Origin of the sequence: Auraticoccus monumenti, assembly GCF_900101785.1 — a bacterium.
GTDB classification, from domain to species: Bacteria; Actinomycetota; Actinomycetes; order Propionibacteriales; family Propionibacteriaceae; genus Auraticoccus; species Auraticoccus monumenti.
The window spans coordinates 2,108,365-2,129,810 of record NZ_LT629688.1; the positions used below are offsets into that span (position 1 = coordinate 2,108,365).

At 74.0% G+C, this 21,446-nt stretch carries 19 protein-coding genes; 5 read left to right on the forward strand and 14 right to left on the reverse strand.

Annotated elements, in window-relative coordinates; genetic code table 11:
• Positions 1-10: 10 nt before the first annotated feature.
• From iolD to BLT52_RS09790, 9 genes are all read right to left on the reverse strand, one after another.
• Positions 11-1,936: a 3D-(3,5/4)-trihydroxycyclohexane-1,2-dione acylhydrolase (decyclizing) gene (iolD, locus tag BLT52_RS09750; RefSeq protein ID WP_090592810.1), complete on the reverse strand. Its 1,926-nt coding sequence runs from the start codon at positions 1,934-1,936 to the stop codon at positions 11-13.
• Positions 1,933-2,814: a 5-deoxy-glucuronate isomerase gene (gene iolB / locus BLT52_RS09755; protein ID WP_090592812.1), complete on the reverse strand. Its 882-nt coding sequence runs from the start codon at positions 2,812-2,814 to the stop codon at positions 1,933-1,935. The genes iolD and iolB overlap by 4 nt, the downstream gene beginning before the upstream one ends.
• Positions 2,811-3,704: a Cgl0159 family (beta/alpha)8-fold protein gene (locus BLT52_RS09760; protein ID WP_090592814.1), complete on the reverse strand. Its 894-nt coding sequence runs from the start codon at positions 3,702-3,704 to the stop codon at positions 2,811-2,813. The genes iolB and BLT52_RS09760 overlap by 4 nt, the downstream gene beginning before the upstream one ends.
• Positions 3,701-4,708: a 5-dehydro-2-deoxygluconokinase gene (gene iolC / locus BLT52_RS09765; protein ID WP_090592816.1), complete on the reverse strand. Its 1,008-nt coding sequence runs from the start codon at positions 4,706-4,708 to the stop codon at positions 3,701-3,703. Before iolC ends, BLT52_RS09760 begins: the two co-directional genes overlap by 4 nt.
• Before the next feature lie 4 nt (positions 4,709-4,712).
• The gene (locus tag BLT52_RS09770) at positions 4,713-5,699 is read right to left on the reverse strand and encodes a TIM barrel protein (RefSeq protein ID WP_090592819.1); all 987 of its coding nucleotides are present in this window, start codon (positions 5,697-5,699) and stop codon (positions 4,713-4,715) included.
• 171 nt (positions 5,700-5,870) lie between these two features.
• On the reverse strand, positions 5,871-6,899 hold the full coding sequence (gene pdxA / locus BLT52_RS09775) for a 4-hydroxythreonine-4-phosphate dehydrogenase PdxA (RefSeq protein WP_090592822.1): 1,029 nt from the start codon (positions 6,897-6,899) through the stop codon (positions 5,871-5,873).
• Complete coding sequence (locus tag BLT52_RS09780) at positions 6,896-8,047, reverse strand: four-carbon acid sugar kinase family protein (RefSeq protein ID WP_090592823.1); 1,152 nt, start codon at positions 8,045-8,047, stop codon at positions 6,896-6,898. Before BLT52_RS09780 ends, pdxA begins: the two co-directional genes overlap by 4 nt.
• Positions 8,047-8,883: an MOSC domain-containing protein gene (locus BLT52_RS09785; protein WP_090592825.1), complete on the reverse strand. Its 837-nt coding sequence runs from the start codon at positions 8,881-8,883 to the stop codon at positions 8,047-8,049. The genes BLT52_RS09780 and BLT52_RS09785 overlap by 1 nt, the downstream gene beginning before the upstream one ends.
• Positions 8,884-8,911: 28 nt before the next feature.
• Positions 8,912-9,775, reverse strand: a complete 864-nt coding sequence (locus tag BLT52_RS09790) for a helix-turn-helix transcriptional regulator (protein ID WP_090592828.1) — start codon at positions 9,773-9,775, stop codon at positions 8,912-8,914.
• Between the two features lie 100 nt (positions 9,776-9,875).
• On the opposite strand from BLT52_RS09790, the gene BLT52_RS09795 reads away from it, so the two are divergent.
• Together BLT52_RS09795 and BLT52_RS09800 are read left to right on the forward strand one after the other, a co-directional pair.
• Positions 9,876-10,640: an SDR family oxidoreductase gene (locus BLT52_RS09795; RefSeq protein WP_090592829.1), complete on the forward strand. Its 765-nt coding sequence runs from the start codon at positions 9,876-9,878 to the stop codon at positions 10,638-10,640.
• A gap of 24 nt (positions 10,641-10,664) precedes the next feature.
• Positions 10,665-11,078 (forward strand): hypothetical protein, encoded by a 414-nt coding sequence (locus BLT52_RS09800; RefSeq protein ID WP_090592832.1) that lies wholly within the window; start codon positions 10,665-10,667, stop codon positions 11,076-11,078.
• A gap of 3 nt (positions 11,079-11,081) precedes the next feature.
• On the opposite strand, the gene BLT52_RS09805 is transcribed toward BLT52_RS09800, so the two are convergent.
• Positions 11,082-13,127 (reverse strand): HelD family protein, encoded by a 2,046-nt coding sequence (locus BLT52_RS09805; protein WP_090592835.1) that lies wholly within the window; start codon positions 13,125-13,127, stop codon positions 11,082-11,084.
• Positions 13,128-13,299: 172 nt separating this feature from the next.
• Between BLT52_RS09805 and BLT52_RS09810 the strand changes: the two genes are divergently transcribed.
• The gene (locus BLT52_RS09810; protein WP_090592836.1) at positions 13,300-15,789 is read left to right on the forward strand and encodes a bifunctional metallophosphatase/5'-nucleotidase; all 2,490 of its coding nucleotides are present in this window, start codon (positions 13,300-13,302) and stop codon (positions 15,787-15,789) included.
• A gap of 34 nt (positions 15,790-15,823) precedes the next feature.
• On the opposite strand, the gene BLT52_RS09815 is transcribed toward BLT52_RS09810, so the two are convergent.
• The 4 genes from BLT52_RS09815 to BLT52_RS09830 all read right to left on the reverse strand — a co-directional run bounded on the left by BLT52_RS09815 (position 15,824) and on the right by BLT52_RS09830 (position 18,347).
• On the reverse strand, positions 15,824-17,083 hold the full coding sequence (locus BLT52_RS09815) for an RNA polymerase sigma factor (protein ID WP_090592839.1): 1,260 nt from the start codon (positions 17,081-17,083) through the stop codon (positions 15,824-15,826).
• Complete coding sequence (locus BLT52_RS09820; protein ID WP_090592841.1) at positions 17,080-17,445, reverse strand: YciI family protein; 366 nt, start codon at positions 17,443-17,445, stop codon at positions 17,080-17,082. Before BLT52_RS09820 ends, BLT52_RS09815 begins: the two co-directional genes overlap by 4 nt.
• The gene (locus tag BLT52_RS09825) at positions 17,442-17,804 is read right to left on the reverse strand and encodes a YciI family protein (RefSeq protein ID WP_090592843.1); all 363 of its coding nucleotides are present in this window, start codon (positions 17,802-17,804) and stop codon (positions 17,442-17,444) included. The genes BLT52_RS09820 and BLT52_RS09825 overlap by 4 nt, the downstream gene beginning before the upstream one ends.
• Positions 17,805-17,882: 78 nt before the next feature.
• Entirely contained in the window at positions 17,883-18,347 is a 465-nt protein-coding gene (locus BLT52_RS09830; protein WP_090592846.1) for a DUF4188 domain-containing protein, read from the reverse strand.
• 75 nt (positions 18,348-18,422) lie between these two features.
• Between BLT52_RS09830 and BLT52_RS09835 the strand changes: the two genes are divergently transcribed.
• Entirely contained in the window at positions 18,423-19,022 is a 600-nt protein-coding gene (locus tag BLT52_RS09835) for a MerR family transcriptional regulator (protein ID WP_090592847.1), read from the forward strand.
• A 40-nt stretch (positions 19,023-19,062) separates the two neighbouring features.
• Positions 19,063-21,444 (forward strand): FdhF/YdeP family oxidoreductase, encoded by a 2,382-nt coding sequence (locus BLT52_RS09840; RefSeq protein ID WP_090592850.1) that lies wholly within the window; start codon positions 19,063-19,065, stop codon positions 21,442-21,444.
• Positions 21,445-21,446: the final 2 nt, after the last annotated feature.

Genomic DNA, 21,446 nt, shown 5'->3' on the forward strand with positions numbered 1-21,446 from the left:
TCCTCCTGGCTCAGCGGGTGGGGTCGAGCAGGTGGCGCTGGGTGGCCTTGTGCTCGTCGTAGGTGCGGCGGGCGGCGGTGGTGGAGTCGAGCTCGGCGACCTCGCTGACCGGGACCTCCCACCAGGCGCGGGAGTCCGGGGCGTGCACCAGCGGGTCGGTCTCGACGTGCACGACCACCGACCCGGTCGCCGCCTTGGCCTCGCCGACGGCGCTGCGCAGCTCCTCGGCGGTGGTGCAGCGCAGCACCGGGAGCCCGAAGGACGCGGCGTTGGCGGCCAGGTCCAGCGGCAGCCGGTCACCGTCCAGGCGCCCGGTGCCGGTGTCGCGGTAGCGGTAGGCGGTGCCGAAGCGCTGCGAGCCCAGGGACTCCGACAGCGCCCCGATCGAGGCGAACCCGTGGTTCTGCACCAGCACCACGATGATCTTGATGCCCTCCTGGACGGCCGTGGCCAGCTCGGTGGCCATCATCAGGTAGGAGCCGTCCCCGACCAGCACGAAGACGTCGCGGTCGGGCTCGGCCAGCGCCACCCCGAGCCCGCCGGCCACCTCGTAGCCCATGCAGGAGTAGCCGTACTCGACGTGGTAGCCCTTGGGGTCGCGGACCCGCCAGAGCTTGTGCAGGTCGCCCGGCATCGACCCGGCCGCGCACACCACCACGTCGCGCGGGTCGCTGAGGGTGTTGACCACGCCCAGCACCTCGGCCTGGCTGAGCATCCCGCCCGCACCCAGCCCGCTGACCTCCGGGTGGCAGGCGTCGTCGACCAGCTGCTCCCACTCCGCCCTGAGGGTCGCGACCTCCTCGCTGTAGGCGGGGTCGACCCGGTGGCCCTCGAGGGCGGCGGTCAGCTCGGTCAGCGTCTCCCGCGCGTCGGCCAGCACCGAGAGGCCGGCGTGCTTGACCGAGTCGACCGGGGCGACGTTGACGTTGACGAAGCGGACGCCCGGGTGCTGGAAGGCGGTGCGGGAGGCGGTGGTGAAGTCGGTCCAGCGGGTGCCGACGCCGATCACCAGGTCGGCGCTGCGGGCGATCTCGTTGGCCGCGGTGGTCCCGGTGGAGCCGATCGCGCCGAGGCAGCGGGGGTCGTCGAAGAGCAGCGTGCCCTTGCCAGCCTGGGACTGCCCGACGGGGATGCCGGTGGCGGCGGTGAGGGCCTGCAGGGCCGGCACCGCGCCGGAGTAGTGCACGCCGCCGCCGGCCACCACCAGCGGGCGCTCCGCACCGCGGACCAGCTCCGCGACGCGGGCGACCAGGTCGGCCTCGGGCCGGGGCCGGCCGATCCGCCAGGTGCGCTCGGCGAAGAGGGCCAGCGGCCAGTCGTGAGCCTCGGCCTGGACGTCCTGGGGCAGGCAGATCGTCACCGCGCCGGTCTCGGCGGGGTCGGTCAGCACCCGCATGGCCGAGTTCAGCGCGGCCGGCAGCTGCTCGGGCCGCCAGACCCGGTCGAAGTACCTCGACACCGGGCGGAAGCAGTCGTTGACCGTGACGTCCCCGGCCGAGGGGAGCTCCAGCTCCTGCAGCAGCGGGGAGGCGGACCGGCCGGCGAAGGTGTCGGCGGGCAGCAGCAGCACCGGCAGCCGGTTGATCGTGGCCAGGGCCGCGCCGGTGACCATGTTGGTGGCCCCGGGACCGACCGAGGAGGTGACGGCCCAGGCCTCCATCCGGTCCTTCGCCCGGGCGTAGGCGGTGGCGGTGTGCACCATCGCCTGCTCGTTGCGTCCCAGCACGTAGGGGAGCGCGTCCGGCTCCTGCAGCTCGGCCTGCAGCAGCGCCTGCCCCAGCCCGGCCACGTTGCCGTGGCCGAAGATGCCCAGGCAGCCGGCGAAGAACCGGCGGCGCTCGCCGTCGCGCTCGACGTGCTGGCGGGAGAGGTAGCGGACGACGGCCTGGGCGACGGTCAGCCGCACGGTGCCCTCGACACGGGGTTCGGTGCTCATCGGGTTCCTCCGTCGCTGAGGCGCGGGTCGGTCGGCAGGTCGGCCCAGGTGCCGCGCACCCAGGTCTGGTCGGGGTGGTCGGTGATGTCCCAGGCCCGCTCGCCGGGGCCCGCCATCACGTTGAGGTAGTACATGTCGTGCCCGGGCGCCGCCGCGCAGGGGCCGTGCCAGCCGTGCGGGACCAGCACCACGTCGCCGCTGCGGACCTCGGCGAGCAGCTCCAGCGGCCGCTGCGGCGAGGAGCCGGTGGTCTGGTGGAAGCCGAATCCCGGCGTGCCGGCGGGGCCGTCGGCGACCTCGTAGTAGTAGATCTCCTCCAGCTCGCTCTCGGTGGCGGTCTCCTCGTCGTGCTTGTGGGCGGGGTAGGAGGACCAGTTGCCGCCGGGTGTGACCACCTCGCAGGCGATCAGGGCGTCGCAGTCGTCGAAGGCGCCGACGGTGCCGAAGTTGCGGACCAGCCGGGTCATCTGCCCGGCGCCGCGCACCTCCACCGTCACGTCCTCGGCGCGGACGAGGCGGACCGGGTGGTGCGTGCTGGCGCGGGCCCGGGCCAGCGCGACCCGGGCGCCGTCGGCGCTGGTGAGCCGGAGGGTCTCCCCGAGCCCGACGAACAGGACGTCGGTGGCGGAGCTGAAGACGTCCGGGCGCCCGGCCAGCTCGTGCACGCGGTCGCCCACCTCCACCGCGACACCGCCGCGCAGCGGCACCACGAACAGCTCCTCGCCGTCGCAGCGGTGCTCGGTATGCCGGCCCGGCGCCAGCTCCAGCACGGTGAGGCCGGTGTGCTGCCAGCCCGGCACCCGCTCGGGCCCGAGCTCGACGACGACCTGGTCCCCGCCCGCGGCGCTGGCGGCGGGCCAGTGGTAGCGGCCGGTCACCGGGTGATCCCGACCGCGGTGTCGACGGCGCCGGCGACGTCGTCGTCGGCGGGGTAGAGCAGGCTCCGGCCCAGCACCAGGCCGCGGACGTTGTGCAGCCGCAGCGCCCGGGACAGCCGGTCGAAGCCGGCGTCGGCGTCGTCCCCGGGGTCGCCGCCCAGCAGCAGGCTGGGCAGGGTGGTGGCGTCCATCACGCGCTCCATGTCGTCGACGGCGGGCAGCTTGAGCCAGGTCCAGGCGGAGGTGGAGCCGAGGGCCTGGGCGATGTGGATGGACCTGATCACCGCGTCGGGGGAGAGGTCGTTGACCAGCCGGCCGCCGACGCGGGAGGACAGGAACGGCTCGACGAGGGCGATCAGCCGGCGCTCGGCGAGCTCGTCGACCACCCGGGCGCACATCTCCAGGGTGAGGGAGGTGCGGTCGTCGTCGAGGTCGATCCGGGCCAGCATCTTGCCGCCGTCGAAGCGGCTGCGACGGGTGGCCTCGGCGGTGACGGCGGTGAAGCGGTCCTCCACCTCCCAGCTGGAGCCGGCCAGCCCACCGCGGTTCATCGAGGTGAGGACCAGCTTGTCCTCCAGCGCGCCGAGCAGCAGCAGGTCCTCCAGGACGTCGGCGGTGGCCAGCACGCCGTCGACGCCGGGCCGGGCCAGCGCGGTGCGGAGCCGGTCCAGCAGCTCGGTCCGGCTGGACATCGCCATCGGACGTCCGGCCACCGAGAGGGCCCCCCGGGCGGGGTGGTCCGCGGCCACGATCATCAGCCGCTCGGACCCCACGGGTCGGCGGCGGCGGGTGGCGGCCAGCTCGGCGATCCGCTGCGGCCGCTCCACCCGGGTGGTGGTCACCTCCTCGTAGCTGCGGCAGAAGGTGGTGGGGACGGCGGTGGTGGTCATCGGCGCCTCAGCTCGGCCAGCACGTCCTCGACACCGCGGCCGTGGTTGGGGTCGCCACCGGCGAGCAGCAGGTCGATCTCGTCGCTGGTGGGCATGGCGGTGGAGCACTCCAGCCGGGAGGTGACGATGGCCCCGGCGGCGTTGCAGCGGGTCAGGATGGTCTCCAGGTCCCAGCCGGCGAGCAGGCCGTGGGCCAGCGAGCCGCCGAAGCCGTCGCCGGCGCCGAGGCCGTTGACCACCTGCACGAGCCTCGGTGGCACCTCCACCCGGTGCTCGCGGGTCCTGCCGAGGACGCCGCGCGGGCCCTGCTTGACCACGGCCACCTGGACACCGGCCTCCAGCAGGGCCTCCGCGGCCCGGTCGGGGTCGGTCTCGCCGACGGCGACCTCGCACTCCTCACGGTTGCCGACCGCCACCGTGGCGTAGGGCAGGGCCGCCTGGAACTGCTCCCGGGCGGCGTCGACCGAGTCCCAGAACATCGGTCGGTAGTCGAGGTCGAAGACGGTGTGGCGGCCGTCGTCGACGTGGCCGCGGGCCTCCAGGGCGGCCCGGTGGGCCGAGCGGCTCGGCTCCTCCGACAACCCGGTGCCGGTGAACCAGAACAGCTCGGTCGCCGCGACGGCGTCCAGGTCGAGGTGGTCCGGGCGCAGCTGGAGGTCCGGGGCGCTGGGGCGCCGGTAGAACCAGAGCGGGAAGTCGTCGGGCGGGAAGATCTCGCAGAAGGTGACCGGGGTGGGGTGGCGGGCGTCGGTGACGACGTAGCGGGCGTCCACGCCCAGACGCCCCATCTCGGCCACGACGTAACGGCCGAAGGGGTCGTCCCCGACGCCGGTGACCACGGCGCTGCGACGGCCCAGCCGGGCCGCCGCGACGGCCACGTTGGTGGGGCTGCCGCCCAGGAACTTGCCGAAGGTGGTGACGTCCTCCAGCCCGACGCCCACCTGGAGCGGGTAGATGTCGGCGCCGGAGCGTCCGATGGTGATGATCTCTGGGGTGGTGGTCACGGGCTCAGAGGGTGCCGAGGCCGAGCGAGGCCAGGTGGCGGCGGGTCTCGATGGCGTTGGGCAGCGGGTAGGAGGGGTCGCAGGGGTACATGTCCTGCTCGCACACCACGTACAGCGGACGTCCGAGCGTGGCCAGCTCGTCGATCAGCGGCCCCATCTCGGGCTTGCCGGCGGGCGGGCGCACCGAGCACCCCTTGGCCACGGCCTGACCGAAGGGCCAGTCCTCGTCGTGGGCCTGCTGGACCAGGTCCTCGTCCATCGCCTTGATGTGGACGTAGCCGATGCGGTCGGGGTACTCCCGGATGATCTCGACCGGGTCGCCCTGGCCGTAGACCACGTGCCCGGTGTCGAGGCAGAAGGAGACCAGCTCGGGGTCGGTGGCGGAGAAGATCCGGTCGATGTCCTCCGGCGTCTCGATGTGGGAGTCCCCGTGCGGGTGCAGGACCATGGTGAGGCCGTAGTCCTCCTTCATGATCCGGCCCAGCCGGTTGGCGTTCTCCACGTAGAGCCGCCAGGCCGAGGGGGAGAGGGTCCGCTCGTCGGTGAGCTCCCAGGTCTTGTCGTCGCGGAACAGCGGCGGCAGGTGCACCACGAACTCCGCGCCCAGGGCGGCGTGGGTGGCGCCGATGGCGCGGAAGGTGCGCTCGGTCTCGGCCCAGGCCTCCTCCTTGTGCAGGATCCCCCACCCGGTCCCGGCCACCACGGTGAGGCCGCGGGCGGCGGTCTCGCGGGCCAGCACCTCGGGGTCGGTGGGGAAGTAGCCGAAGGGGCCCGTCTCGAGCACCTCGAACCCGGCCTCGGCCATCTCGTCCAGGCAGGTCATCGGGTCGATCTGCTGGGGGTCGGAGGGGAACCAGACCCCCCACTGGTCGGGGCAGGCGCCGATCACCAGCTGGGAGTAGCGCTCGTCGGCGGTGTTCACGGCCCTCGTGCTGGCGCCGGTCTCGGCGAGCCGGTCGAGGAAGGCGTTGCCGGTCGTCGTGGTGGACATCGTCGTCTCCGGGGGGTCGCGGTCTGGGACGGCCACCAGCCTCCTAGCACCCCCGGAATTTGTCAAGACATACTCCCGTCGCGGCCAGGGTGCGACGGCGGATCGCGGGCGGTGCGCGGCGACCGGGAAGGGCATCTTGTACGGACATGCCTCCCGGCGCCCGTCGGACCCTCAGCCCGCGGTGGACAGCTCGACCGCCTGCCGCATCGCCTCGACCATGCTCTCGGTGCGCACCGCGCCGGTGCCCGCGATGTCGAAGGCGGTGCCGTGGTCGACCGAGGTGCGGATCACCGGGAGCCCGACGGTGATGTTGACCCCCGCCTCGATGCCCAGCACCTTGACCGGGCCGTGGCCCTGGTCGTGGTACATCGCCACGACGAGGTCGTAGTCGCCGCGCCCGGCCAGGTAGAAGGCGGTGTCGGCCGGCAGCGGGCCGGCCACCTCCAGCCCGTCGGCGCGCAGCCGCTCCAGCGCGGGGACGATCTTCTCCTCCTCCTCCCCGTAGCCGAAGAGCCCTCCCTCGCCGGCGTGGGGGTTGATCGCGCAGACGCCGATGCGTGGTCGGGCGACGCCGCTGCGGGTGAGCGCCTCGTGCCCGCGGCGCACGGTCCGCTCGACCAGCCCGGGCTCGATCCGCGCGACCGCGTCGACCAGGCCGATGTGGGTGGTGACGTGGATGACCTTCAGCCGGGGGGTGGACAGCATCATCGACACCTCCTCGGTGCCGGTGAGCGCGGCCAGCATCTCGGTGTGGCCGGGGAAGGGGTGCCCGCCCAGGTGCAGCGCCTCCTTGTTCAGCGGGGCGGTGCAGATGGCCTGCACCCGCCCCGCCACCGCGAGCTCGGCGGCCACCCGGACGTACTGGTAGGCGGCGTCGCCGGCCACCGCCGACAGCCCGCCCCAGGGGAGGTCGTCGGGCAGCAGGCCGAGGTCGATGACGTTGACCCGACCCGGCTCCAGCACCGCCTCCTCCGGCGAGGCCACCGGCACCACGTCGGCCTCCAGCCCGAGGACCGTGGCGGCCAGCTCGAGACGCCGTCGGTCGCCGACGACCACCGGCACGCAGAGCGCCTGCACCTCGGGGTGGAGCACCGCGCTGACGGTGCACTCCGGCCCGACGCCGGCGCCGTCGCCCATGGTCACGGCCACGACCGGCAGGGAGCGGCGCGGGGGCGGGTCGGAGGGGTGCGGGGTGGTCATCTGGGGGTTCCTTCCAGCCAGTCGAGGACCTGGACGAGTGAGTCGGGGCTGCCGTGGCTGCCCGGTCGGGTGACCACCAGCCGGTGGTCGGGAGTGGTCGAGGCGACCGCGCCGGGGTGGATCTGGGCCACCACGTCCAGCCGCTCGGTGCCGGTGGCGGCGAGGACGCCGCGGGCGGTGGCGCCGCCGACGAGCACGAGCACCGCGGGGTGCTCCGACGACGCCGCGGCGACGGCGGTACCCAGCTGGGCGGCCACGGCGGCCGGCTCCCGGCGTCCGGCGGCCTCGGCCGGAGGGAGGGTGAGGACGACGTCGCCCCGACCCAGGGCCGAGGTCAGTGCGGGTGCGAGGGCGGGACCGTCCACCCCGCCGGGGAGCAGGGGGGCCACCAGCACCCGGCAGCGCCGCTGCTGCCGCAACCGGCGGACCTGCTCCGCGGCCTCCGCCGACGCCGACCCGACGACCACCAGCCACCGGGACGGCCGGTCGGTCGGGGCGGGGGTGGCGGCCGGCGGCGCGGACCCGGCGACGGCGGCCAGCAGCTGCGAGGACCCCACCGCCACCGCGTCGTGGCGACGGACGGCCTCCCCGACCACCCGGAGGTCGTCGGCGTCCTCGGCGTCGACGACCAGCACGCAGCCCGTCCGGTCGCCCAGCAGCTCCTCGAGCCCGCCGTCGTGGAGCCGGGCCCGCGTCACCAGGCGGCTCGGCCCGGGCAGGAGGTCGCTGACGCGCGCCGGTGGGGCGGAGGGCTCCAGCCGCCAGGCGGGGGTGCGGTCCAGGGGCACTCCGTCCACCCGCAGGACGCCGTCGCGGACCACCCGGCCGTGCGCCGGCAGGGCCGGGCAGAGCACCACCCTGCCGCCACGAGCCGCCACCGCCACCGAGGCCGCCACCGGACCACGCAGCAGCGAGTCCACCTTGACCGCCAGGGTGTGACGCCCCAGCCGCTCGGCAGCGGCCCCGAGCGACGTCGCGGCCGCCGCCGGGCCGGCGAGGCGGGCGTCCGCGTCGACCACCACCGGCTGCGGCGGGACGGGGGTGCCGTCGGTCAGCAGCACCGGGGTCCCCGGACCGAGGACGGCCGCCGTCTCCACCGCGCCGGAGAGGTCGTCGGCCAGCACGCCGAGGGGGCGGCTCCCGGGCATCAGGCCAGCACCTCCACCGGGTCGCCGACCGCGAGGTCGCCGGTGGTGTCGGGCACCAGGTTGACCCCGAAGACCGGACGGCCGTCCACCCGGCGGTGCCGGGCCAGCGTGCGCAGCGGCTCCGGGCCGCGCTCGAGGGTGAGCGGGTCCACCGTCGTCATCACGCACCGGGCGCACGGCTTGACCACCCGCAGCACCGCCGCGCCGACCCGGAGCCGGGACCAGCCGTGCTCGGCGAACGGCTCGGCGCCCTCCACGACCAGGTTGGGCCGGAACCGGGTCATCGACAGCGGCTCCGGCGGCGTCAAGGCCCGCTCCACGGCCTCGGTGGCCACCAGGTCGTCCAGCGCCGCCAGGGAGGCCGTGGTGGTCAGCAGCACCGGGAACCCGTCGGCGAAGCCGGTGTGGTCCCCGTCCCCGGCGTAGCGGGGGTCCAGGGGGCGCGCCTGCGGTCGGGGGGTGTGCACCAGCCGGACGTCGTCGCGGCCCAGCGCCGCCCGCAACCAGGTCGCGGCCTCCTCGCCGGCGTCCACCGCGACGGCGCGGTCGGAGAACACCCGCACCTCCTGCTCCGGCCCGCCCGGCTCCGGCAGGTGGAGGTCGGCGATCCCCTCGGCCCTCAGCCGCAGACCGCTCACCCCCGGTGCGGTGCCGGCCACGTCCGCGGTGAGCCGCAGCAGCCGGGGTTCGGTCCGGGCGGTGAGCATGGCGCCGTCGCCGTCCAGGACCATCCAGCGGCGGTCGCCCACCAGCCCCGCCCGCTCCAACCGGGCCTGCGGCACCGGTCGGGCAGCGGTGCTCTTGACCGGGTGGACCGACAGGCTCAGCAGCTGCACCCTGTCACCGTACGACCCGCGGCGGCGGTCAGCCCCGGGGGAGGTCGGGGTGCTCGTCGACCAGCCGCTGGGTGCCGAGGACGGCCAGCAGCCGGAGCCTGCTGTCGGCCTCGCTGCGCGGGGGAGCGGTGAGGACGAGCAGCACCTGGGAGGCGTCCTCGGTGAACAGCGCCTGGCAGTCGACCTCGATCGGCCCGATCTCGGGGTGGATCAGGACCTTGTGGTCCTCGAAGCGCCGGCTCACCTCGTGGGCCTCCCAGAGCCGGGCGAACTCGGGGCTGCGAGCCTGCAGCACCGCCACCATCTCGGCCGCCGGCGAGCCGGCGCCGGCGGCTCCGTGCGCCGCCCGGAGCGAGGCGACCTGGGCCCGGCCCTGGCGCTCGTGGTCCTCCTCGGGGTAGCGCCACCGCTCCTGCTCGGGGTGCACGAACCAGCGGTAGATCGCGCTGCGCTCCATCCCGGAGAGCTGGCTGGCGTCACCGAACAGGGCCCGGGCCGGGTCGTTCTGCACCAGCGTCTCGCCCAGCGGGCCGAGGACCATCGCCGGGGTGTCCACCAGCCGGTCCATCACCCGCAGCAGAGCGGGCGCGACGTGGCTGCCGCTCACCCGGTCCGGGGCGCTGTGGCCGCAGACCCGGTACAGGTAGTCGCGCTCGTCGCCGGTCAGCCTCAGCGCCCGGGCCAGCGAGCCGAGCATCTGCGTGCTCGGCTGGGGCCCGCGGCGCTGCTCCAGCCGGGTGTAGTAGTCCGCGGACATGGCGGCGAGCTGGGCGACCTCCTCGCGCTGCAGCCCGGGAACCCGCCGACGGGCACCGGCCGGCAGCCCGACGTCGTCGGGTCGCAGCTCCGCGCGGCGCCGTCGCAGGAAGTCGGCCAGGGCATCTCGATCCACCCCTGGAGTATCGCGCTGCCGACCGGCGCCGACCAGGGACCGGCGGTCCCTGGACGAGCGCTCTCTGGTACCCCCTCCCGCACGCTCGCAGACTCAGACCATGAACATCTCCGGAAACACCGTCTTCATCCCCGGCGCCACCAGCGGCATCGGGCTCGCGCTGGCCCTGCGGCTGCAGGAGCTGGGCAACACCGTGGTCATCGGGGGCCGCCGCACCGGGCTGCTGGAGCAGCTGGCCGCCGAGCACCCCGGCCTCAGCACCGTCACCATCGACACCGCCGACCCCGGCAGCATCACCCGGGCCGCGCAGCAGGTCCTCACCGAGCACCCCGACCTGGACGTGCTGGTCGCCATGGCCGGCATCATGCGCACCGAGGACTGGACCACCCCCGAGGGCTTCCTGGCCACGGCCGAGGAGACCGTGCAGACCAACCTGCTGGGACCGATCCGGCTGATCGCGGCGTTCGTCGAGCACCTCCGCACCCGGCCCGACGCCACCATCGTCACCGTCTCCTCCGGCCTCGCCTACACCCCGCTGGCCGTCACCCCCAGCTACAACGCCACCAAGGCCGCGATCCACGTGCTCAGCGAGTCCCTCCGCCTCCAGCTGGCCGGGACCAGCGTCCGGGTGCTGGAGCTGGTGCCGCCGTCGGTCCGCACCGCACTGCTGCCCGGGCAGGAGGAGAACGAGCACGCGATGCCGCTGCAGGACTTCGTCGAGGAGGTGGTGACGCTGATCGAGACCCAGCCCGAGGCCACCCAGGTCCTGGTCGAGAACGTGCTGCCGCTGCGGTGGAGCGAGGCTCGCGGCGTGTACGCCGAGACCGTGGCCATGATCAACCAGACCGACCCGCACGGCCGCTGAGCGACGGGCTGCGACGATGACGGGGTGAGCAGACCGCTGGGACACGACCAGGCCTGGCCCCTCCTGAGCTGGGCGGAGGACGCCGCCACCGAGGTCGGGCGTCGCGGGGACGAGGAGCTCGTCGTCCGGGCGGTGCTGGCCTTCTGCCTCCTCGGCGCCAGCCCGCTGGACCGCCGTGACGTGCAGGTCGTCGCCGCCCTCCTCCGCCGGGCCTGCGACCTCGCCGGTCTGGACTTCCTGTCGCTGGCCCGCACCGGCTGCGAGGCGGCGGGACCTCTGGGGGTGACGTGCTGGAGCTGGCTGACACACACCTCCACACGCACCCCGGCCACCCACGAGGAGGTCGGCGCCGGCTGGACGTTCACCTTCCGGCGTCGGCCGAGCGACTTCGACGTCGACCGGCTGCTCGCCCGCCTCACCCGCCCGCCCGAGGGGTGACCCTCAGCCCAGCGCCGCGGGTAGCGGGGCGTCGTGGACCACCACCAGCGAGGTCACCGCCCGGGTCAGGCAGACGTAGAGCCGGCGCAGCCCGGTCACCTCGTCGGCCTCCCCGGCCACCAGCTCGGCCGGCTCCAGCAGCACCACGTGGTCGAACTCCAGGCCCTTGGCCAGGCTGGCCGGGACCACGTCCAGACGGTGCCGCAGGGCGTCCTGGGTGTCGCCGCCCAGCACGCCGTGGTCCACCCCGGCCGCCGCCAGGGCCGCGACCACCCGCGGCACCGAGGCGTCGGCGGTGATCAGACCCACGGTGCCCTCCCGCTCCAGCGCCGCGGCCGCGGCCGCCACCACCGCGTCCAGCCCGCCCTCCACCAGCCGGAGGTCACCACGGCTGCGGCGGATGGAGTGCGGGGCCCGCAGACCGGGGGCGATGGTGGGCAGCAGCCGGGCGGCGTACTCGATCACCGACCCGGGGACGCGGAACCCGGCGAGGAGCTCCTCCACCGCCGCCCCGGGCTGGCCCAGGTGGCGCAGCGAGTCCTGCCAGGAGCTCGTCGCCCACGGGGTGGTGGCCTGGGCCAGGTCGCCGAGCAGGGTGACCGAGCCGGTGCTGGCCCGGCGCCCGACGGCCCTCAGCTGCATCGCCGAGAGGTCCTGGGCCTCGTCGACGATCACGTGGCCCAGGCTCGGCGTCCGCTCCAGCCGGTCCGCGAGCTCGTCCAGCAGCACCAGGTCCGCTGCCGTCCAGCGCATCGCCCCCGCCGAGCGCGGTGCCCTCCCCGGCCGGAGCAGCTGCTGCTCGGCGGCGGTGAGCAGCCCGTCGGCGCAGCCGGCCAGGAACGCCTCGTCGGTGAGCAGGCGGTGCAGCAGCCGGGGCGCGTCCACCGCCGGCCACAGCGCCTTGGCGCAGGCCCTGACCGGGGCGCTGCGGGCGACCGCGGACTGCACCCGGTCGTCGGGGGAGTCACCGGAGGCCTCCATCCGCAGCAGCACCTCGTGGGCCAGCCGCTGCGGCAGCATGGCCCGACCCGCCTCGTAGCGGACGCCCCGCTCGCGCAGCCCGGCGACGAGCTCCAGGGCCCGGTAGGCCGGGACGCGGAACTGGCGCGAGCCGCGGGGCACCACCAGCGGACCCTCGACCGTCCCCAGCTGGGACCACACCGCCCGGGCCAGCACCTCCGCCATCCGGGCGTCGCCCTTGAGCACCGCCACGGCCACCGGCTCGGTGCCCCTCGGCTGCTGCCCGGTGGCGCCGGCCACCAGCGACTGCACCGTCTCCTGCCGGGCGTCGATCTCGCCCAGCGCCGGCAGCACGTCGCCGATGTAGGAGAGGAAGGAGTCGTTGGGCCCGACCACCAGCACCCCGGACCGGCTGAGCTGCTGGCGGAAGGCGTAGAGCAGGAACGCGGCCCGGTGCAGACCGACCGCGGTCTTGCCGGTCCCGGGGGCGCCCTGGATGCAGAGCGAGCGGCTCAGGTCGGCGCGGACCAGGACGTCCTGCTCGGGCTGGATGGTGGCGACGATGTCGCGCATCGGCCCCGTCCGCGGCCGCTCGATCTCGGCCTCCATGATGTCGGAGGCCAGCGAGCCACCCCCGTCCTCGCCCGGAGCGCCCGCGAGCGACTCGTCCTCGTAGGCGGTCATCCGCCCGGAGTCGTAGCCGAAGCGACGACGTCGCCGGACGCCCATCGGCTCACCCGGACGGGCCCGGTAGAAGGGCAGCGACATCGCGGCCCGCCAGTCGATCACCAGCGGCTGACCACCCACCTCGCCGGTGACGTGGCGGCGTCCGACGTAGAGGACCTCGTCCTGCTCGGCGCCGAGGGCGGTGTCGTAGTCCAGGCGCCCGAAGAACAGGGGCACGGACGGGTCGTCCTGCAGCGACAGCATCCGCCGGTGCAGGGTCTGGCGGACGTGCTGCAACGAGACGTGGTCGGCGCCGGAGGCCTCCAGGCTCTCGGTGTGGGCGCGCATCCGCGCCAGCGCGGCGCGCGAGCCGGCCAGGTGCTCGCGTTCGGTGGTGAGTGTGTCGGGCTCTTCCTCGGGCATGCCAGCGGCTCCGGTGCACTCGGCAGGGGTGAAGGGGCGACGGGCCACGTTACCGCCCGTGCCCGCGACGTCAACCCCCTCGCGGGTGCGCTGAGATGTCACCCGCTCGTCACCTGACCGCCCCACCGGGGCCGTAGCGTCCAGGTGCCAGCACGACCAGACGAGGGGAACCATGACCACACGAAGGTGGCGCGTCGGCGCCGTGACCGGGGCGGCGCTCGCCCTCTCGGTCTGCACGCTGCCCTGGGCGGCGTCCCCGGCCCACGCCGACGAGCGCGACATCACCGTGCTGTCGTTCAGCGACTACCACGGCCGCATCACCCCCGACCTCACCATCCCCTTCGCGGGCCAGATCGAGCAGCTGCGGGAGGCGAACGGGGAGGACAGCACGCTGCTGCTCTCCGGCGGTGACAACATCGGCGCCACCCTCTTCCCCTCCGCGGTCGACGACGACGACCCCACCATCGACATCCTCAACGCGCTGGAGGTCAGTGCCTCCGCGGTGGGCAACCACGAGTTCGACCAGGGCTTCGACGACCTCACCGGCGACGTCATCGCCGGCGAGGAGGTGGGTGAGAACCCGAACGGTGACCGCCCGGCCGCCGGCTGGGACTACCTCGGCGCCAACGTCTACGAGGCCGGCACCGACACCCCGGCCCTCCCCGAGTACGGCATCTACACGGTCGACGGCATCGTGATCGGCGTGATCGGCGTGGTCACCGAGCAGACCCCCACCCTGGTCTCCCCGGACGGCGTGGCGGACATCGACTTCGGTGACCCGGTCGAGGCGGTCAACCGGGTGGCCGGCGAGCTCACCGACGACGACGACGCCAACGGCGAGGCCGACGTGCTGGTCGCGGTCTACCACGAGGGCTACGGCTCCGAGGGCGACACCCTCGAGGACGCCGTGGCCTCCAGCCCCGTCTTCGACCGCATCGTCAACGACACCGACGACGCCGTCTCGGCCATCATCACCGGCCACAGCCACCAGGCCTACGCCTACCAGGACACCGACGCCGCCCTGGAGGGTGGTCGCCCGATCATCCAGGCCGGTGAGTACGCCTCCGGCATCGGCGAGATCACCATCACCGTCGAGGACGAGGCCGACGGCGGCCCCGAGGCGGTCGCGGCCGAGGCCCGCATCGTCGCGCCGATCCCGGTGGAGGACGAGAACGAGGACGACAGCACCGATGACGAGCTCGAGGCCCTGACCGCCGACCTCGTCGCGGAGTACCCGCGGATCGACGAGATCGACGAGATCATCACCGCCGCCCTCGCCTACGCCGACGAGGCGGGCAGCGTGCTGCTGGCCGAGGCCGAGAGCCCGATCACCACCGCCTTCACCGACGGCAGCTACGGCGAGGAGGGCTACGGCGACTACGACGGCACCCCGGCCGACCCCCTCGACTTCACCGCCGGCGACGACTTCGCCGCCAGCCGCGACGACCGGGGCAGCGAGTCCGCGCTGGGCAACCTGGTGGCCGACGCGCTGCTCACCTCGCTGGCCGACCCCGACCGCGGTGGCGCCGAGATCGCGGTGACCAACCCCGGTGGCCTCCGCTCTGACTTCGCCCCCGGTGACATCACCGTGGCCGACGCGAACGCGGTGCTGCCCTTCCTCAACAACCTGAACACCGTCACCCTCACCGGTGAGCAGCTGTTCACGATGCTCGAGCAGCAGTGGCAGACCGCGGAGGAGGGCGAGGAGGAGCCGAGCCGGGACTACCTGCAGCTCGGTCTCTCGGCCAACATGAGCTACACCTTCGACCCCGACGCGGCCCAGGGCGAGCACATCACCCAGGTCTTCGTCGACGGCGTCCCGATCGACCCCGACGGCGAGTACCGCGTCGGCACCTTCTCCTTCCTGGCCCAGGGCGGGGACAACTTCCGGGTCTTCCGCGACGGCACCGACCTGCGTGACTCCGGCCTCGTCGACCGCGACGCCTGGTTCGACTACCTCGCCGCCTTCGGCGAGGAGGGCATCCCGCTCAACGCCGACTACTCCAAGCGCTCGGCCGTCTACACCGGCGACGCGCCCCTGGAGGCCACCGGCGGGGAGACCGTGGAGCTGACCGTCTCCGGGCTGGACCAGACCAGCATCGGCGCCCCGCAGGTGGAGACCGTCGCCGTCGGGGTGCTGCCCGAGGACGGCGGCGACCTGGCTGATCTCCTCGAGGCCGACCGCGACGAGGCGACCTTCGAGGCGGCCCTGCAGGCTCCCGACGAGGGCATCTTCCTCGGCGAGTTCGAGGTCGTCGACGGCTCGGTGGAGATCGAGGCCGAGCTGCCGCAGGACCTCAGCGGCACCAACCAGCTCTTCCTGGCCACCGACACGGGCAGCCTCGTCGGGATCACCCTCGAGGTGGCCGCCGCGGCCGAGCCCGAGCCCACGCCCACGCCGGAGCCCAGTCCGGAGCCGACGGAGGAGCCCGAGCCGACCACCGAGCCGACGCCGGACCCGGAGCCCACGACCGAGCCCACTCCCGACGAGGTCACCCCCTCCGCGGCGCCGATCGGCACCGGGGACGGCACCGACGTCGGCGACCTGGCCGACACCGGCAGCTCGGTCGGCACCACCTGGGTCCTCGCCCTGGGTGCGGTGCTGCTGGTGGCCGGGACCTCCCTGCTCGCCGCCCGCGGGCTGCGGAGCGGTCGACGCTGATCGGTCCGACCCGCTGCGCCCCGCCCCCGACGCCTCAGGCGTCGGGGGCGGTCCGCGTCCCGAGGTCGTCCCGCCGCTCCCGCAGGTGGGTCCGCTCGACCTCGTTGCGGCACCGGGCCAGGGCCTCGTCGTAGGCCACCCGCGCGCCGTCGTGGTCGCCGGTGCGGCGCAGCAGCTCCGCCCGCACCGCCGCGGTCCGGTGGCTGCCCGGGACGTCGAGGCCGTCCAGCGCCGACAGCCCGGCCTCGGGTCCGGAGGCCTCGGCCACCGCGACGGCCCGGGCCAGCCGGCAGGCCGGGCTGGGGGCGAGGGTGAGCAGCAGGTCGTACCCGGCCACCACGGCGCCCCAGCGGGTCCGGTCCGAGGACGGTGCGGTGGCGTGCTCGGCGGCGATCCGCGCCTGCACCGCGTAGATCGCCGCCTGCGTGCTGACCGGACCGGCCAGCGCGGGGGACGTCAGCAGGCTGAGCGCCTCGGCCACCTCCTCGTGGTGCCAGCGCGTGCGGTCCTGCTCGGGCAGCAGCACCAGCCGGCCGTCGCGGACCCGGGCGTCGCGGCGGGAGTGCTGGAGCAGCAGCAGCGCCAGCAGCGCCACCAGCACCGGCTCGCCGGGGCGCAGCGCCAGCACCACCCGCACCAGCCGGACGGCCTCACCGGCCAGCTCGGCGCGGTGCAGGTCGGGTCCGCTGCCGGGGGCGTAGCCGGCGGTGAAGGCCAGGTAGGCGGTCTGGGCGACGGTGTCCAGCCGGTCCGGCAGCACCGAGACGTCCGGCACGGCGAAGGGGATGCCGGCCGCGACCACCTTCTTCTTGGCCCGGGTCAGCCGGGCGGCCATGGTCGTCTCCGGCACCAGGAAGAGCCGGGCGATGTCGTGGGTGCTGACCCCCAGCACCAGCCGCAGGGCCAGCGCGCTCCCGGCCTCCGGGGCCAGCGCGGGGTGGGTGCACATCAGCACCAGCCGCAGCCGCTCGTCCTCCACCAGGCCCCCCGGGTCGGCCCGGGTCGCCGTCGCCTGGTCGTGCAGCTCGGCGTCGGTGACCAGCAGCGGGCGGCGGCGCTGGGCCATCGCCTCGCTGCGCAGCCGGTCCAGCACGCGCCGTCGCGCGGTGGTGTGCAGCCAGGCGGCGGGGTTGTCGGGGCAGCCGGTGCGCGGCCAGTGCCGGGCCGCCTGCTCGACCGCGTCGGCCAGGGCGTCCTCGACCAGGTCCAGACGCCGGTAGCGCGCGAGGAGCAGCGACGTCAGACGTCCCCACTCCTCGCGCACCACCACCGCCAGGCGGTCCAGCTCGCTCACCCCCGGTCGTACCCCTCGATCACCACGGTCGGGCGCACCTCCACCGTGTAGGTCGCCGGCAGCAGGGCCGCCGCCCGCAGGGCGGTGTCCAGGTCGGGCAGCTCGACGTCGTAGTAGCCGCCGACCATCTCCACCGTCTCCGCCCACGGGCCGTCGGTGACCTGGACCGCACCGGAGGGGCCGCGGCGCACGGTGGTGGCGGTGTCGGCGTCGGCCAGCGCCGCGCTGCCCAGCAGCCGCCCGTGCCTCTCGACGAAGGAGTCGAAGGCGTGGTGGTCGTCGTGGTAGCCGCGCTGCACCGCCTCGTCCATGGCGGCGAAGTCGACGGGCTCGTAGGCCAGGAACAGCACGTAGCGCTTCACGCGGGACGCTCCTGCGCCTCCACCACCGGGCGCACCTCGATCCCGTCGCCCAGCGCGGCGATGATCTGGCAGCAGTCCAGCAGGTCCTCGAGGTCCTCGGTCTCCACCAGGTAGAAGCCACCCACCTGCTCGGCGGTCTCGGCGTAGGGCCCGTCGACCACGCCACCGCCCCCGGCCGGGATGGAGCGGGCGGTCGAGTTCCCCTTCAGCTCGGCCCCACCGGTGACGCTGTGGCCGCGGCGGGTGAGCTCGGCGTCGAAGCGCTCGTACTCGGCGTAGCCGGCCGTGCGCTGCTCCTCGCTCATGGTGGTCCACCACCGCTCGGCGTCACCCACGATCAGGACGACGTACTGGGTCATGCTTCCTCCTCGGGTCGGGTGGCCGCGGTGCGACCACACCACCATGACGGATGGCCCCCCGCGTTCTCGACAACCGGTCTAGACCGTCTCGCCGATCCGCTCGCGGGCGCTGTGCCGGCCCGGTGCGACCGCCACCTCGCTGGTGGCCGCGGCGAGACCGCTCGTCGGCATGTCGACGTAGACGCTCTCGGCCCGGGCGACCTCGAAGGTCTCGTGCCAGATCCCCACCGCGGGCCCGGCCCGGCGCGCGCGGCGGTTGAAGGCCTGCCACGCCGACCGGTGGACGCGGGTCGGGTCGCCGGCGTAGGCGTACACCGAGGCCACGTCGCGCCAGTACTGGACGACCGTGACGCCCCGCCCGCCGGTCAGCAGCCGGTACCCGAGGAAGCCCGATCCGGGGTCGGAGGAGAGCTCCCGCAGCATCCGGGGCATGGCCAGGAAGGGAGGCAGCCACAGGTCCGGTCGCCAGGGACGGTTGAACCGCATCCCGATCAGGAAGACCGCGAGCGGGCCCTCGTGCTGGTGCGTCGTCCGACTGCTCATGGGAGCTCCTGGCTAGACTGGATATGTGTGCTCTCCAATAATGGATAGTGCTGATGTCCAAGTCAAGGAGGGTCGATGCGGATCGGCGAGCTGTCCCGCACCAGCCGGGTGCCGGTGGCGACGATCAAGTACTACCTGCGGGAGGGCCTGCTCCACCCCGGTGTGCTGACCAGCGCCACCCAGGCCCGCTACGACGACAGCCACCTGCAGCGGCTGGCGCTGGTCCGCGCCCTGGCCGACGGCGCCGGGCTGCCGCTGGCCCGGATCCGGACCGTGCTGGCCGCGGTCGACCACCCGCCGGCCACCACGTTGGACCTGCTGGCCACCGTGACCGAGGAGCCGGGCGGGGAGGAGGTCGACCGCTCCGAGGCCCTGGCGCTGCTGGGGCGGCTCGGCTGGGACGACGTCGACCCGGGGAGCTCCAGCGTGCTGGCCCTGGCCCGGGCGCTGCGCTCCATGCACGAGGCGGGCTTCACCCTCGGCGAGGACCACCTGCTCGCCCTGGGTCGGGCGATGGGGACGGTGGCGGAGGTGGAGGTGGCCGGCATCCCGCTCGAGGACCCGGCGGCGGCCGCCCGCTACGTCCTCCTGGGGACGGCGCTCGTGGCCCCCGTGCTGCTCGCCCTTCGCCAGGTGGGTCATGTGCACACCTCACGGAAGCGGCTGGGTGGCTGACGGGGGCCTGTGCCTAGACTTCCCAGCAGGAGGTCGACCCATGGATGCTTCGACGACAGACGGACCCGACCCGCGCGAGCCCGGGCTGGAGGTGCACGAGCCCAAGTCCGCCGCGGCGGGCGTCACGGCGGTGGCGGTGTCGGTGCGCCGCTCGCTCAAGGCGATGGGCGTGAAGCGCACGGCTCAGACGCTGCTCAAGCTCAACCACGCCGACGGGTTCGACTGCATGAGCTGCGCCTGGCCCGACCCGGACCCCGAGCACCGCCACACCGCGGAGTTCTGCGAGAACGGCGCCAAGGCCGTCGCCGAGGAGGCGACCACCGACCGGTTGACCCCGGCGTTCTTCGCCCGGCACAGCATCGCCGAGCTGGACACCCACGACGAGCTCTGGCTCGGCCACCAGGGCCGGATCACCCACCCGGTGGTGAAGCGCCCCGGCGGCACCCACTACGAGCCGATCGACTGGGCCGACGCCTACCGGCTGATCGCCGACACCCTCAACGGGCTGGAGTCTCCGGACGAGGCGGCGTTCTACACCTCCGGGCGCGCGTCCAACGAGGCCGCGTTCGCCTACCAGCTCTTCGTCCGGGCCCTGGGGACCAACAACCTGCCGGACTGCTCGAACATGTGCCACGAGTCCACCAGCGTCGCGCTGGTGGAGACCATCGGCATCGGCAAGGGCAGCATCAGCCTCAACGACGTCTACCACGCCAAGTGCATCGTGATCGCCGGCCAGAACCCCGGCACCAACCACCCGCGGATGCTGCAGGCGCTGGAGACGGCCAAGCTCCGTGGGGCCAAGATCATCGCGATCAACCCGCTGCGCGAGGCCGGGCTGGTCAACTTCCGCAACCCGCAGAAGCCGCGCGGCGTGATCGGCAAGGGCATCGACATCGCCGACCTGCACCTCCCGGTGCGGGTCAACGGCGACCTCGCCCTCTTCCAGGGGATCGGCTCGCTGCTGGTGGAGTGGGACGCCGTCGACCACGAGTTCATGGCCACCCACACCCGCGGCTACGAGGCCTGGGCCGAGCACGTCCGCCAGGTCGACTGGAGCCGCATCGAGGAGATCACCGGGCTGACCCGGGCCCAGATCACCGAGGCCGCCGAGATGATCCGCGACTCCGACGCCACGGTGTGGTGCTGGGCGATGGGGCTGACGCAGCACCGCAACGCGGTGGCCACCATCAAGGAGGTCACCAACCTGGCCCTGGTGCGCGGCGACATCGGCAAGAAGGGCGCCGGTCTCTGCCCGGTCCGCGGGCACTCCAACGTGCAAGGCGACCGCACGATGGGCATCTGGGAGCGGTCACCGGACACCTTCCTGGACGCCCTCCACGACGAGTTCGGCTTCGAGCCGCCGCGCGAGCACGGGCTGGACACCGTCCGCACCATCCAGGGCATGCGCGACGGCACGGTCAAGGTGTTCATGGGCCTGGGGGGCAACTTCGTCCACGCCGCTCCCGACACCGAGGTCACGCTGGAGGCCATGCGCCGCACCCGGCTGACGGTGCAGGTGTCGACCAAGCTGAACCGCTCCCACCTGGCGTGCGGTGAGACGGCGCTGATTCTGCCCACCAAGGGCCGCACGGAGAAGGACGTCCACGACGGCATCGAGCAGTTCGTCACGGTCGAGGACTCGATGTCCTCGGTGCACGCCTCCCGCGGCGTGCTGGAGCCGGCGAGCCCGTTCCTGCGCTCGGAGGTGCAGATCGTCACCGGCATCGCCCGCGCCACCCTGGGTGACCGCCACGCCGGGATCGACTGGGCGGCGATGGGCCGGGACTACTCGGTGATCCGGCGCCACATCGCCAACGTCGTGCCCGGCTGCGCCGACTACGAGGCCAGGGTGGACCGTCCCGGCGGCTTCACCATGCCGCACCCGCCGCGGGACTCCCGCACCTTCACCACCGAGTCCGGGCTGGGCGAGATCAGCGTCTCGCCGATGGACGTGGTGCAGGTGCCCGAGGGCCACCTGGTGCTGCAGACCCTGCGCAGCCACGACCAGTTCAACACCACCATCTACGGGCTGTCGGACCGCTACCGCGGGGTCGAGGGAGGGCGCCGGGTCATCTTCCTGCACCCCGACGACCTGACGATGTTCGGGCTCTCCGACGGCGACATGGTCGACATCACCTCGGTGTGGGACGACGACCGCGACCGCACGGTGCGCGGCTTCCGGTGCATCGCCTACGAGACCCCCCGCGGCTGCGCGGCGGCCTACTACCCCGAGACCAACCCGCTGGTGCCGCTGGACTCGACCGCCGAGGCCAGCAACTGCCCGACCTCGAAGTCGGTCATCATCACGCTGTCCCGGCCCGGTGAGCCGGAGGGGTCCTCCAGCAGCACCACCACCAGCGGCTCGAGCAACATCTCCGAGGACACCGGGGGCCGTCACCCCCAGCCGCTGCACCAGAGCTGAGC